Consider the following 13,244-nt stretch of genomic DNA (forward strand, 5'->3'; position numbering starts at 1 on the left):
TGCTCAGACCGTCCAGGTATCGATGATCAGCGCGTTCTCCTTGCGGTGCAGCAGCTTGAGGTCGAGCACATCGAGCGGATTGATCGGGCGGATGCCCTCGATCAGCGAGGCCTCCCCATGGCCGTACAGGGCCTGCAGGGCGAAGCGGCAGGCGTAGACCTTGCCGCCCTCTTCCATGAACTTGGTGAGCTGCTTATTGAAGTTCATATGCCCGGGGAATGCCTCGTCGCCAAGCGTCGGGAAGCCGCGCTGAACGCCAAGGTTGACGCCGGGGCCGTACAGCAGGATCGAAGTCTCGAAGCCCTTGCGCAGCAGGCGTGTGGCCTGCAGCATGTTGACGAAGCCGATCGAGCCTTCGAAAGCGACGGTGTGGAAGGTCACCAGCGCCTTCTCGCCGGCTTCGGCCTTTACGTCCTCGAATACCTTCTCTTCATAGTCGACCAGGAAATCGCCCTTCTTGTGGGCCGGTTTGCTGACAGCAGGCATGCTTCTCTCCGTTGCGTTGATGGGGCAGTGCGGCCGACCGATCCCTTGCCGATCGACCGTTCGGCGCCAGGCCGAACACGCCAACATCCGCAACCGATGTGCCACGCAATGCCCGCAGTCATGCGATCAATCTCCAATCAAGCCGAAGCCGACCAAATGATCGGCCCAATGATTGCAACGGCTTTGGCCATGGATGCCACCAAAGGCGCACAGCGCACGCCATGACGGCTTCGCCACAATGCACGTTTTTGAACGGGAACCAGCCGCCTGGTGCGCACGCGTGGTGCATCCGCGCTGATATCGCACCATCATTGAGAACTTCTGATGCAATCGCTTGTGCAGCTTGGTAAGCGATCATTCGGGTGCTACCCTCAGGGCACTGAATTCCATCGCATCGCGCAGCGGGAGACCACGGTGTCCAACCTGACCAGCCATTGGGTAAAACGTATCGCCGGCAGTGCCAAGCCGGCCTATTTGCTGATTCCGGACCTGATCGAGGAGGCACTGGCCGACGGCCAGCTGCGCGCGCGCGACCGGCTGCCGCCGCTGCGCGACCTGGCCGAAGCGCTGCAACTGAACTACACCACCGTGGCGCGCGGCTACAGCGAAGCGAGGAAGCGGGGATTGATCGACACCAAGACAGGAAGTGGCACTTACGTGCGCGGACGTGCGCCCGCGATGCCGTTGCGCGGCGGCACCGGTGCGGAGATGACCATGAACATGCCGCCGGAGCCGAGCGCGATGACAGCGCGGCTTCGTGCCGCCATGGCGCAACTGCTGGAGGCTGCCGATCCCTACACGCTGCTGCGCTACCAGGACTTCGGCGGAACCCCGGCCGATCGCTCGGTCGCCGCGAAATGGCTGCGCCGCTGGGTGCCGGCATGCAGCGCGGACACCGTGCTGGTCACGCCCGGCATCCACAGCGCGCTGGTCGCGCTGCTGTCGCAGCTCGCGCGCCCGGCGCAGACCATCTGTGCCGACGCGCTGGCCTACCCCGGCATCAAGGCCATCGCCGCGCAGCTCAATATCCAGCTACAGGCGCTGCCCGGCGACGAGGATGGCCCGTTCGCCCACGCCTTCGAAGCCATGTGCAAGACACAGAAGCCAGCGGCGCTCTATTGCAATCCGACCATCCAGAACCCGAGCACGCGCACCATGCCGCAGGCACGCCGCGAGCAGCTCGCCGAAGTCGCGCTGCGCTACAGCGTGCCGATCATCGAGGACGATGCCTACGGCATGCTGCCGCTGCGGGCACCGCAGACGTTTGCCGCGCTCGCCCCGGAACTCACGTATTACGTCACCGGCCTGTCCAAATGCCTGGGCGCCGGGCTGCGCATAGCGTTCCTGCAAGCCCCCACCGCCCGGCAGGCGCAGCGCCTGGCTGGCACCCTGCGGGCAACGACGGTGATGGCGAGCCCCATCAACACACTGCTCGCTACTTCATGGATCAAGGACGGAACGGTGGACGACATGCTCAAGGCCATCCGCGCCGAAAGCGCGGCGCGGCAGTTGATTGCGCGCCATGTGCTCGAGGGCCTGGCCTATGACGCGGACCCGGAAGGCTTTCACCTGTGGCTGCCGATCCCGGCGGCTTCAGCGTGGAGCCCGTCGGAACTGGCGCTGCACCTGCGCTCGCGCGGCATCAGCGCGGTATCGGCCGCCGCCTTCTCGACCGACGGCAACCCGCCCGATGCGATTCGTGTCTGCCTGGGCGGCCCGGGCGAGCGCGATGAGATCGAGGAGTCGCTGCGGATCATCGCGGAAACGCTCGACAATCCGCATCACTTGCATTCAGCGATGCTGTAGCCGGGGGGCTCCCCTTGACCGCGCAGCTTTCCGCTGTTCGGCGCACTGGTCCGGCGGGCGCCGGCGTTCAGGGCGCTATCCCTTGACCGACTCCGTCGCGGCTTCGTCGATCAACGCTGCAACCTCGGCTGGCTTCGAAGCCAGCGAAGCATGGCTTGCCGCCAGAGTCACGACCTTCCGGGGATTGAGCCGGGCCGACATCTTCAGTTGGTTTTCGGGGGCGATCATTCTGTCTTCGCTGGAAATCTGGTACCAGGACGGCTTCTTTTTCCAGGCCGGCGTCGTGATGACGTCGCCGAAGGTGCTTGCAAGCGGCGCCTTCTGCGTCACCGCCATCACCAGCGTGTCGTCGGGCGAAAGATCCTGGCAGAAGCTCTCATGGAACTTATCGGACTTGAGCCACAAGTAGCCGTCGCTGTCGGGTTCGAGATTGGGAGCCGCAACCGGAAGATGCTGCTGCGTAATGCCACCGGGGCTCTCCCCCGCATCTGGCGCAAACGCCGCGATATACACAAGCCCCACCACATTGGGCTGGTCACCCGCCTGGGTAATCACCGCACCACCGTACGAATGCCCCACCAGGAGGACCGGCCCCTTCTGCTGGGCAATCATCTTGCGGGTACGCTCGACATCGTCAGCAAGTGATGTCAGCGGCATTTCAACGGCGCGGACGCTCGTATACCCCTTTCGCGCCAGTTCAACGATGACTTTTCCCCAATGCGCGGCACCTCCCCAGAAGCCATGCACCAGAATGATCGAGGGCTTGCTCATGATCTGACTCCTATCTGCCAATGAAGGCTGTAAGCCGAACAATGCAACACGCTGCAGTCCCTCGGCGGTTGGACTGCGCTCCAATCGATGCCACCCAGACGCTCGCTCATCAGCCCTGATCCCCGCCGCCAACTGGCAGGACCGTGCCGGTAATGTACGAAGCCTCGTCCGATGCGAGAAACAGGATGGCATGGACCTGCTCGTCGATCGTGCCATAGCGGCGCATCAGGCTCGAGGCCCTGGTCTGGTCGACAATGGCCTGGTACCAGATGGCCTCCTGCTCGCTCTGCGCGGCCATGTTGCGCGGAATCCTGCGCGGCGGCGCCTCGGTGCCGCCGGTGGCCACGGCGTTGACGCGCACGCCTTCGTGCGCATGCTCGAAGGCGAGGCTGGCCGTCAGTGCATTGACGCCGCCCTTGGCCGCCGCGTAGGGCACGCGGTGGATGCTGCGCGTGGCAATCGACGACACGTTGACGATGACGCCCTGCCGGCGCGCGACCATGCCGGGCAGCACCGCCCGGCAGCACCACAGCGTGGGGAACAGCGAGCGCCGGATCTCGGCTTCGATCTGGTCCTCCTCATAGGCCTGGAAGGGCTTGGCCCAGATTGTGCCGCCCACGTTGTTGACGAGGATGTCGATGCGGCCGAAGGCTGCTTCGGCCGCCTGCGCCATTTGCGTGGCGCCGGCATAGCGCTCCAGGTCGGCGTGCACTGCGATGGCCTGCCCGCCAGTAGCAACGATCTGCGCCGCGACTTCATCGACCAGCGCCGAGCGGTCGACCAGCGCCACCGAGGCGCCCTCGGCGGCGGCGGCCAGTGCGACGCCGCGGCCGATGCCTTGCGCGGCCCCGGTCACGATCATGGCTTTGCCGGCAAAGCGTGTAGCAATTCTCATGTTGTCGTGCTCCTTGCTCATGCCGCGTTGCTGGCCGAGAACTTCTCATAGTAGAAGCCGGCGGGCGTGATGCCGCTCTGCTGCAGCCAGCCGCGCACGGCCTCCACCATCGCCACGGGGCCACACAGGTAGATGTCGACATCGCCGCCGTTGAGCCATTCCGGCTCCACATGGGCTGTGACATAGCCCTTGCGGGCGTGGTTGCTGGCAGCGTCAGCAACGCAGGTACGGTATTCGAAGCCGGGCAAGGCACCCTGGGCCGCATCGATGCGTGACAGCGCCACCAGGTCGATGTCGTTGGTAACCCCGTAGACCATGCGCACCGGCTGCGCACAGCCGCTGGCGGCCAGCACATCGAGCATCGACAGGAACGGGGCGATGCCGGTGCCGCCGGCCAGGAACAGCACCGGCCGCGCCACCTCGCGCAGGTAGAAGCTGCCGTAGGGACCCGAAAACGCCACGCGCTCGCCTGATCTGGCCTGGCTGGTCAGCCACGTGCTCATCCGGCCTTCCGGCACGTTGCGCACCACGAAGCCGGTGCGCGCGCTGCCGGGCGCGGAGCTGAAGGAGTATGAGCGCGTCTGGCCGGTGCCCGGGATCTCGACATTGACATACTGGCCGGGCAGGAAGTCCAGGCCGGCGGCCTCGTCCAGGTCGATGGAAAAGCCGATGGTCGAATCGGAGAGCTGTTCCAGCTCGGCCAGCGTCCCCTGGTAGGTGGTGACGCCGGTCTTGCACGCGGCCGACGAGGCGGGCACGCGAATCACGCAGTCCGAACGCGGGCGGGTCTGGCAGGCCAGCACGTAGCCCTGGCCAGCTTCCTCCGCGGTCAGTGCATCTTCGATATAGCTGGATTCGGGCAGGTCATAGCTGCCCGACTCGCACAGCCCGCGGCAGGTGCCGCAGGCGCCGTCACGGCAGTCCAGCGGGATATTGATCTGCTGCCGGTAGGCGGCATCGGACAGGGTCTCGTTCTCGCCGCAGGTAATGAACCTGGTGACGCCGTCCTCGAATTGCAGGGCGATGGTGTGTTCCATGGCGCGTTCCTCCAGCCTGGATCAGATGTGATAGATGTCGATGACCTGGTTGATGTAGTCGTTCTTGAGCACGACGTACTTGTCCAGGATGCGCGGCTGCCCGCCGGAGAGGTCGAGCGTGTAGCGCGACATGCCGAAGTAGCTGTAAGTGGTCTGGTAGCGATGGCTGAGCGTGTGCCAGTTGAAACGCACGGTGCAGGTGTCGCCCGCCACACCGAGCACTTCGACGTTGCTCAGGTTGTGGCTGGTGCGCGTGTCCGGAATGGTGGCACTGGAGCGCTCGGTCTTGATGCGGAACACGCGATCCTCCAGGCCCTGGCGGGTCGGGTAATAGATCAGCGAGATCTCGCGCTGCGGGTCGGTAATCAGCTTGCCGTCGTCATCCCAGCAGGGCATCCAGAACTTTGCGTCGGGGTGGTAGCACGCAAGCCATGCGTCCCACTCTTCGTCATCCAGCAGCCGTGCCTCGCGGTACAGGAAGGACTGGATGGCGGCCACGTCGACCGGTTTGTCGAGGGTGATGTCGGCGGTGCTCATGCTGCGCTCCCTGCGGCGGCGTCGGTGGCGTCGGTGGCGTCGGTGGCTTCATTCGCGGCTTCGGCGGATTGCTCTGCCACGGCCTTCTTCATCACGTCCAGCCAGTAACGGTGCTGCACCGTGTACAGGCCCTCGTCCTCGGTACGCACCCCGCTCATCACGGGCTTGAGTCCGATGCGCTGCGCGGCCTCGTCGGCACCGTCGATCCAGTGCTTCGCGCCGCGGCACATGTCGTTCCAGGCCAGTGCCTGCCCGGCGTAGCCCTGCTGGCAGGCGCGGAACTCCTCGAGGTCGTCGGGGGTGGCCATGCCGCTGACGTTGAAGAAGTCCTCGTACTGGCGGATGCGGCGCGCGCGCGCCTCGTCGGATTCGCCCTTCGGCGCGATGCAGTAGATGGTGACCTCGGTCTTGTCGACGGCCAGCGGACGCAGCAGGCGGATCTGCGAGCCGAACTGGTCCATCAGGTAGACGTTGGGATAGAGGCACAGGTTGCGCGAGTTCTGGATCATCCAGTCCGCGGTCTCCGCGCCGCAACGCTCGGCGAATTCCTCGCGGCGGCTGAAGTTGGGGCGGTCCTCCGGGTTGGCCCAGCGCGTCCACAGCAGCATGTGGCCATGCTCGAAGGCGTAGAAGCCGCCGCCCTGCTGGCCCCACTTGCCAGCGTCCATGGCGCGGATCTTGTCTTCCTGCGCGTTCTTCTGCTTGCGCTGGCTGGTGGTCGCGGCGTAGTTCCAGTGCACCGCCGACACATGGTAGCCGTCAGCGCCGTTCTCGGCCTGCAGCTTCCAGTTGCCCTCGAATGTGTAGGTGGATGAGCCGCGCAGCACCTCGAGCCCGTCGGCCGACTGGTCGACGATCATGTCGATGACGCGCGCCGCTTCGCCGAGGAAATCCTTCAGTGGCGGCACGTCTGCGTTCAGGCTGCCGAAGAGGAAGCCGCGGTAGTTCTCGAAGCGCGCCACCTTCTTCAGGTCGTGCGAGCCTTCCTTGTTGAAGCAGTCAGGGTAGCCGGCGTTCTCGGGATCCTTCACCTTCAGCAGCTTGCCGCTGTTGTTGAAGGTCCAGCCGTGGAACGGGCAGGTGTAGGTGGCTTTGTTGCCGCGCTTGTGGCGGCACAGCATGGCGCCGCGGTGGCTGCAGGCGTTGATGAAAGCGTTCAGCTCGCCCTGGCGATTGCGCGCGATCACCACTGGCTGGCGGCCGATATGGGTGGTGTAGTAGTCGTTGTTGTTCGGGATCTGGCTTTCGTGCGCCAGGTAGATCCAGTTGCCCTCGAAGATATGCTTCATCTCGAGTTCGAACAGGTCTTCGTCGGTGAAGGCCTGGCGGTGCAGCCGGTAGTCGCCGCTTGCCTTGTCTTCCACCAGGAAGGCATCGAGGTCGAGGCGCCCGGCGCTGGGGCGAACGGGGGCCTTGCCCTCCGGATAGATGGGGATCATGGAGTTGTCTCCTGCCGATGTCTTGTCTGCTGGACGGCGCTGCGCATGGCGCTGCCGCCCGGACTGGATCTGCCGGCCCGCGCGGCGGGCGGCATTGCGGAAAATCAGGCGGCGGCGCGCTGGCGCTCCACCTCGGCGGCGGGGGCGCCGGCCTGTTCCGGCAGCAGCCGGAAATCGAAGTCGATCGAGGCGAACGGCTTGTCCACGCCGTGTTTGTCGAGCGCGGCGGCTTCGGTGACGCGGGTCACCGCCGGCACCAGCCCCTCGCGGCTGGCGAAGGCGAAGTCGTCCCAAAGGTATTCGTCGCCGTCGATGTTGATCTGCGTGGTCAGCTTGCGGTGGCCGTCCGCCGACACGAAGAAGTGGATGTGGGCCGGGCGCCGGCCGTGGCGCGCGAGCTGGTCCAGCAGGCGCTGGGTAGTGCCTTGCGGCGGGCAGCCGTAGCCGTTGGGCACGTTGCTGCGGAACTGGTAGCGGCCATTGGCATCGGTGACGATGGTGCGGCGCAGGTTGAAGTGCGACTGGGTCTTGTCGAAGAACGAGTAGTTGCCCATCAGGTTGGCATGCCACACCTCGACCCTGGCGCCGGGCAGCGGCTTGCCGTCGGCACCGTACACCGTGCCTTGCATGAACAGGGCCTCGCCCTTGCCGTCGTCGCTACCGTCGTCAAGCCGGGCAAAGCCGGTGCTTTCCGGGGCGCCGGCCACGTAGAGCGGGCCTTCGATGGTGCGCGGCGTGCCGCCGGTCAGGCCGGCGCGGGCTTCGGCCTCGTCGGCGCGGACGTCGAGGAATCGCTCCAGCCCCAGGCCGGCGGCGAGCAGGCCCAACTCCTGGGTGGCGCCCGCCTCGGCGAAGTACTCGATGCCCTTCCAGACTTCGCTGGCGCTCAGGTCGAGGTCCTCGATCGCCTTGAACAGGTCCGCGGTCAGGCGGACTACCACCTGCTGCACGCGCGGGTCGGGGGTGCCTTGCGTGCCGGTGGCGACGATAAAGCTGTGGACCAGGGCGTCGATTTCCGAGTGAGTCATGGGGGTCTCCATAGTTGTGGTTGGGTCCCGGTTCATGCTTTGCAGGTATCGAGCTTGTCTTCCGGGCACGGATGGAGCATAGTCAACGGCAGTTTTGGCAGTCCAACACTGATTTAGTATCCCCTCGATACTCAGGAGGTATAGTCTTGGAATTGCGGCACCTGCGTTACTTCGTGGCGGTGGCAGAGGAACGCAACTTCACCCGGGCGGCCGAGCGGCTGCATATCGCACAGCCGCCGCTGTCGCGCCAGATCCAGCAACTGGAGGACGACCTGGGTGTGCAACTCTTCGAGCGCCACTCGCGCCCGCTGAAACTGACCGACACCGGGCGCTTCTTCTATACCCACGCGCTGCAACTGCTGGCCCAGACCGCGGAACTGCAGGCGATGACCAAGCGGGTCGGCAAGATCGAGCACAAGATGTCGGTCGGCTTTGTCGGCTCCACGTTGTATGGGATGCTGCCGCGGATCATCCGGCGCTTCCGGCAGATGCACGCCGATCTCGAACTGAGCCTGCACGAGATGTCGACCATGGACCAGATCAAGGCGCTCAAGGAGGGGCGCATCGATGTGGGCTTCGGGCGCATTCGCCACGAAGACCCGTCGGTGCGGCGCGTGGTGCTGCGTGAGGAGCGCATGATCGTGGCGCTGCCGGTCGGCCATCCGCTGGCTGACGCCAAGCCCGAGCTCGCGCTGCACGACCTGGTCGGCGAGCCGCTCATCATCTTCCCCAAGGCGCCGCGCCCGAGCTTTGCCGACCAGGTGCTGGCCGCCTTCCACGACCGCGCCCTGAAGCCGCGCCGCCTGCACGAGGTGCGCGAGCTGCAGATCGCGCTCGGGCTGGTGGCGATGGGCGAAGGCATCTCGGTGGTCCCGAGCAGCGTCTACGGGCTCAAGCGGGGCGACGTGACCTACAAGGAACTGGACGATCCCAAGCTGGTGTCGCCCATTATCATGAGCACGCGCATGCTGGACGAGTCGGCCGACCTGCGCTCGCTGCGGGACATGATCTACCAGCTCTACGAGGATGAGGGCATGGCCTACCTGCCGCCGCCGAAGGAATAAGGCGCAACAGGCGGTTCATACTCTGTAGGTATGGAATCAGACGCCAACGGTCTTGGACACCCCAAAAATAGCCCTCCATACTCCGGTGCAACGTTCAACTGCATCAGGAAGGTATGAAAGTGGCGACGCAGCAAAGCATCACGGCCATCGAGTCCATCGAGGCCATCCTGGTCGATCTTCCGACCATCCGGCCGCACCAGCTCGCCATGGCGACCATGCAGCGGCAGACGCTGGTGATCGTCCGCCTGCGCTGTGCCGACGGCATCGAAGGCCTCGGCGAGGCGACCACCATCGGCGGTCTTTCCTATGGCGACGAGAGCCCCGAGGGCATCAAGCTGACCATCGACAGCTACCTTGCACCCGCGCTGCTGGGCCAGGATGCGGCCAACGTGCATGGCGCCATGGCGCGCCTCGGCAAGGTCGCACGCGGTAACCGCTTCGCCAAGTCGGCGCTTGAGACCGCGCTGCTGGACGCGCAGGGCAAGCGTCTCGGCGTGCCGCTGGCGACACTGCTGGGCGGCGCCGTGCGCGACACCCTGCCGGTGCTGTGGACGCTGGCCAGCGGCGACACGGCGCGGGACATCGACGAGGCCGAGCGCCTGCTTGCCGAGCGCCGCCACGACACCTTCAAGCTCAAGATCGGCCGGCGCAGCGTGCGCGAGGACGTGGCACACGTCTCCGCGATCAAGCGCGCGCTGGGCGAGCGGGCGCGCGTCACGGTGGACGTCAACCAGGCCTGGAACGAAGCGGATGCCGCCACCGGCATTGCCATGCTGGAGGCCGCCGGCATCGACCTAATCGAGCAGCCCACGCCACGCGAGCAACGCGCCGCGCTGGCGCGTCTGGCGGCGCGCTTCGTCGTGCCCATCATGGCCGACGAAGCCGTGTGCGGGCCCGAGGACGCAATGGAACTGGCCCGCATCGGCGGCGCCGACGTGTTCGCACTGAAGATCGCCAAGTCGGGCGGCATCTTCGGCATGCTGCGCACTGCCGCGGTGGGCGATGCGGCCGGCATTGCGCTGTATGGCGGCACCATGCTCGAAGGCAGCATCGGCACCATTGCCGCCGCCCACGGCTTTGCGACCCTGCCGCAACTGGCGTGGGGCACCGAACTGTTCGGCCCGCTGCTGCTGAAGGACGACATCGTGGCCGAGCGCCCCGTCTACCGCGACTTCGCGTTGCACCTGCCGCAGGGCCCCGGCCTGGGCATGGCGCTGGACGAGGACAAGCTCGCCCACTACCGGCGCGACCGCGCCTGAATCCCTGCAATCAGACCCCATCAGAATCGAAGCGAGGAGACACCAATGCTGTATCTGGTACGAATGGACGTAAACCTGCCGCACGACATGCCCGCCGCGCAGGCGGAGGACATCAAGGCGCGCGAGAAAGCCTATGCGCAGGACCTGCAGCGCCAGGGCAAGTGGCAGCAGCTCTACCGCGTGGTCGGCGAGTATGCCAACTACAGCGTGTTCGACGTCGAGTCCAACGAGGCGCTGCACACGCTGCTATCGGGGCTGCCGCTGTTCCCGTACATGAAGATCGCCGTCACGCCGCTGGCGCCGCATCCTTCATCGATCCGCTGAGGAAGCCCACGTCATGCGCTTTGCCACCCGCGACGGGCTTCGCCTTCACTATGAACTTAACGGTCCGGCCGGCGCGCCGGTGCTGGTCCTGTCCAACTCGCTGGGCACCACCCTGTCGATGTGGGATCCGCAGATGCCGGCGCTGCTGGAGCGCTTCCGCGTGCTGCGCTACGACACGCGCGGCCATGGCGCCTCAGGCGTGCCGACAGCGCCGTTCGGCATGGCCGAGCTCGGTGCCGACGTGCTGGCCGTGATGGACCATGCTGCTGTCGAGCAGGCCCACTTCTGCGGCCTGTCGATGGGCGGAATGACCGGCATCTGGCTGGCACGCCATCATCCCGCGCGCTTCGGCCGCTTCGTGCTGGCGAATACCGCGGCGCTGATCGGCCCGGCGTCCGGCTGGAACACGCGTATCGAGCGCGTCCGCAACGAGGGCATGGCGGAGATTGCCGGGGGCGTGCTGGCCCGCTGGTTTACGCCGGCCGCGCTGGCAGGCGATCCGGCGCGCATGGCACCCGTCCTCGACATGCTCGCAACCACGGATGCCGACGGCTATATCGCCAGCTGCGCCGCCGTGCGCGATGCCGACCTGCGCGGCCTGCTGCCAGGCATCCGCTCGCGCGTGCTGGTGATCGCGGGCGTGCAGGATGCCGCCACCACGCCGGAACAGGGCCGCGAGCTGGCGCAAGGCATTGCCGACGCCGAATACCTCGCGCTCAACGCCGCGCATTTGTCCAACTGGGAGTTGCCCGAGGCGTTTTCGCACGCGGTGATCCGCTTCCTGTCACAGGCGTGATGCCATACATCCTTACCGGAGCCGACATGACCCAGCCCTGCATCATCTCCGTCGCCATCACCGGCTCGCTGCCGCGCAAGCGTGACAACCCTGCCGTGCCGATCACTGTCAGCGAGCAGGTCGAATCCACTCAGGCCGCCTTCGAGGCGGGCGCCACGCTCGTCCACCTGCACGTGCGCAATGACGACGAGACGCCCTCCTCCGAGCCCGACCGCTTTGCCCGCGTGCTGGAGGGCATCCGCAAGCATGCGCCTGGCATCATCACGCAGGTCTCCACCGGCGGCCGCTCAGGCGCGGGAAGGGAGCGAGGGGGGATGCTGTCGCTGCGGCCGGACATGGCGTCGCTTGCCACCGGATCGGTCAATTTCCCGACACGCGTCTATGACAATCCGCCAGACCTGGTGGACTGGCTCGCCGCGGAAATGAAGGCCTACGCCATCAAGCCCGAGATAGAGGCCTTCGACCTGTCGATGATCTTCCAGGCGGTGGCCATGCAACAGGCCGGCAAGATCGACGGCGCGCTGCATATCCAGTTCGTGATGGGGATCAAGAATGCGATGCCGGTCGATCGCGAGGTGCTCGCCTTCTACGTGCACACCCTGCGGCGCCTGGCACCCGATGCGACCTGGACCGGCGCTGGTATCGGCCGGGACCAGCTGACGATGGCGCGCTGGTCGCTCGAACTGGGCGGCCATTGCCGCACCGGCCTGGAAGACAATGTGCGGCTTGACAAGCAGACACTGGCGCCCTCCAACGCCGCGCTGGTCAGCCAGGTAGCGGCCTTGTGCGAGGAATATGGGCGCCCCGTGGCGACAGTGGCCCAGGCGCGCGCGCTGCTGGGGCTGCCATCAATGGAAATCGACGGACGTTCGCCCTGGTAGATTAAGGCCTATTCGAAGACGTGCAGGGCCGCCAGCAGGCGATCGCGCATGGCGGTGCATGAATCCGGCAAGGGTCCCTCGCAAGAACTAGATCAGTGGATTAGTGGACCGGTGCTTCAAGGCGCGCCGCACGTCAACCGTTGCCCGCCCTTCTCAATGCCGCGCCGACTTCTCCATAGAATGCGCGCAATTTCTCCACCTCGACGTCTACAGGCAGCAAGGCGGGCCACAACAACGCCACCATATCCCTGGCCGTCTTCTCGATATCCACTTGCCGCTGCCGGGCGATCGCGTCCCACAGGATGTGCTCCATCGGGCCGAGGATTGCCGAGCGCAGCAGGCTCAACGGCAGGTCATCCCGGATCTCGCCGTTGTCCCGCGCCCGCGCCAGCAAGTCCATCAACGGTGCCGTATAGCGGCGCTGCAGCGGTACGAACACCTCTCCCAGCCCCGGCCCTTTTGCACGCCCCTCCGACAACACCAGCGCACACAAGCCCGTCCCCTGGATCAGGAACAATCTCAGGTGTGTCCTGACATAGAACTCCAGCTGCACCTTTGTGCTCTGCCCGTGCGGCATGCCTTGTTCCACGGTGCCGATGATCTCGTCATACCAGTCCTCGATCACGCGTGCGCATAGCTCGCGCTTGCCATGGAAGTAGGTGAACACCGTGCCCTCGGAGATGCCCAGGCGCTGGGCGATCTCGGTGGTCGTGGTCCGCTCATAGCCGAGCTCGGCGAATACCTCGCGGCTGACGCGCAGGATGTCCCGGATGCGTTGTTCCGCCTTGGCGCCCGCCGGCACACGGCGGGGCGATGTGACGTCTTCCATCTTGATTGAGTCCTTGCTTGCCCGAAGGCGAGATTATAGGGCCGGCTCAACCCTGACTTGAGCTTTACTCAACTTTAGGTTGCCATTTCGAT

14 protein-coding genes are annotated in these 13,244 nt (G+C 65.8%); 6 read left to right on the forward strand and 8 right to left on the reverse strand.

Translation table 11 applies throughout. The annotated features are described in order from the left end of the window. Positions 1-3: 3 nt before the first annotated feature. A complete protein-coding gene (locus tag AC07UK_RS00860; RefSeq protein WP_022537350.1) occupies positions 4-486 on the reverse strand; it encodes an MSMEG_0572/Sll0783 family nitrogen starvation response protein in 483 nt (160 codons plus the stop codon). A gap of 414 nt (positions 487-900) precedes the next feature. Between AC07UK_RS00860 and AC07UK_RS00865 the strand changes: the two genes are divergently transcribed. Further along, positions 901-2,292, forward strand: coding sequence for an aminotransferase-like domain-containing protein (locus AC07UK_RS00865; protein WP_494685484.1), 1,392 nt, complete (start codon positions 901-903; stop codon positions 2,290-2,292). Between the two features lie 75 nt (positions 2,293-2,367). Here AC07UK_RS00865 and AC07UK_RS00870 read toward each other — a convergent pair whose 3' ends face one another. The 6 genes from AC07UK_RS00870 to catA form a co-directional block, all read right to left on the reverse strand. Continuing rightward, positions 2,368-3,063 (reverse strand): alpha/beta hydrolase, encoded by a 696-nt coding sequence (locus tag AC07UK_RS00870; RefSeq protein ID WP_494685427.1) that lies wholly within the window; start codon positions 3,061-3,063, stop codon positions 2,368-2,370. A 109-nt stretch (positions 3,064-3,172) separates the two neighbouring features. Continuing rightward, on the reverse strand, positions 3,173-3,958 hold the full coding sequence (locus AC07UK_RS00875; protein WP_494685426.1) for a 1,6-dihydroxycyclohexa-2,4-diene-1-carboxylate dehydrogenase: 786 nt from the start codon (positions 3,956-3,958) through the stop codon (positions 3,173-3,175). A gap of 17 nt (positions 3,959-3,975) precedes the next feature. Then, positions 3,976-4,995, reverse strand: coding sequence for a benzoate 1,2-dioxygenase electron transfer component BenC (gene benC, locus AC07UK_RS00880; protein WP_494685425.1), 1,020 nt, complete (start codon positions 4,993-4,995; stop codon positions 3,976-3,978). A gap of 21 nt (positions 4,996-5,016) precedes the next feature. After that, positions 5,017-5,532, reverse strand: a complete 516-nt coding sequence (gene benB, locus AC07UK_RS00885) for a benzoate 1,2-dioxygenase small subunit (RefSeq protein WP_114132749.1) — start codon at positions 5,530-5,532, stop codon at positions 5,017-5,019. Further along, entirely contained in the window at positions 5,529-6,971 is a 1,443-nt protein-coding gene (gene benA / locus AC07UK_RS00890) for a benzoate 1,2-dioxygenase large subunit (RefSeq protein WP_494685424.1), read from the reverse strand. The genes benB and benA overlap by 4 nt, the downstream gene beginning before the upstream one ends. 104 nt (positions 6,972-7,075) lie before the next feature. After that, a complete protein-coding gene (gene catA / locus AC07UK_RS00895) occupies positions 7,076-7,999 on the reverse strand; it encodes a catechol 1,2-dioxygenase (RefSeq protein ID WP_494685423.1) in 924 nt (307 codons plus the stop codon). A 146-nt stretch (positions 8,000-8,145) separates the two neighbouring features. On the opposite strand from catA, the gene AC07UK_RS00900 reads away from it, so the two are divergent. The 5 genes from AC07UK_RS00900 to AC07UK_RS00920 all read left to right on the forward strand — a co-directional run bounded on the left by AC07UK_RS00900 (position 8,146) and on the right by AC07UK_RS00920 (position 12,323). Next, positions 8,146-9,063, forward strand: a complete 918-nt coding sequence (locus AC07UK_RS00900; protein ID WP_010811734.1) for a LysR family transcriptional regulator — start codon at positions 8,146-8,148, stop codon at positions 9,061-9,063. Positions 9,064-9,176: 113 nt separating this feature from the next. After that, positions 9,177-10,322 (forward strand): muconate/chloromuconate family cycloisomerase, encoded by a 1,146-nt coding sequence (locus AC07UK_RS00905; protein ID WP_114132746.1) that lies wholly within the window; start codon positions 9,177-9,179, stop codon positions 10,320-10,322. Positions 10,323-10,367: 45 nt separating this feature from the next. After that, on the forward strand, positions 10,368-10,646 hold the full coding sequence (gene catC / locus AC07UK_RS00910) for a muconolactone Delta-isomerase (RefSeq protein ID WP_013956906.1): 279 nt from the start codon (positions 10,368-10,370) through the stop codon (positions 10,644-10,646). 13 nt (positions 10,647-10,659) lie between these two features. Beyond that, complete coding sequence (pcaD, locus tag AC07UK_RS00915; protein ID WP_436221824.1) at positions 10,660-11,442, forward strand: 3-oxoadipate enol-lactonase; 783 nt, start codon at positions 10,660-10,662, stop codon at positions 11,440-11,442. Between the two features lie 26 nt (positions 11,443-11,468). Beyond that, positions 11,469-12,323 carry a 3-oxoadipate:acetyl-CoA acetyltransferase gene (locus AC07UK_RS00920; protein ID WP_010811730.1) on the forward strand — a complete coding sequence of 285 codons (855 nt, stop codon included), beginning with the start codon at positions 11,469-11,471 and terminating at the stop codon, positions 12,321-12,323. Between the two features lie 133 nt (positions 12,324-12,456). On the opposite strand, the gene AC07UK_RS00925 is transcribed toward AC07UK_RS00920, so the two are convergent. After that, positions 12,457-13,152, reverse strand: coding sequence for a TetR/AcrR family transcriptional regulator (locus tag AC07UK_RS00925; RefSeq protein WP_013956909.1), 696 nt, complete (start codon positions 13,150-13,152; stop codon positions 12,457-12,459). Positions 13,153-13,244: the final 92 nt, after the last annotated feature.

The sequence above is a fragment of the Cupriavidus sp. GW821-FHT07C08 genome, assembly GCF_059419025.1.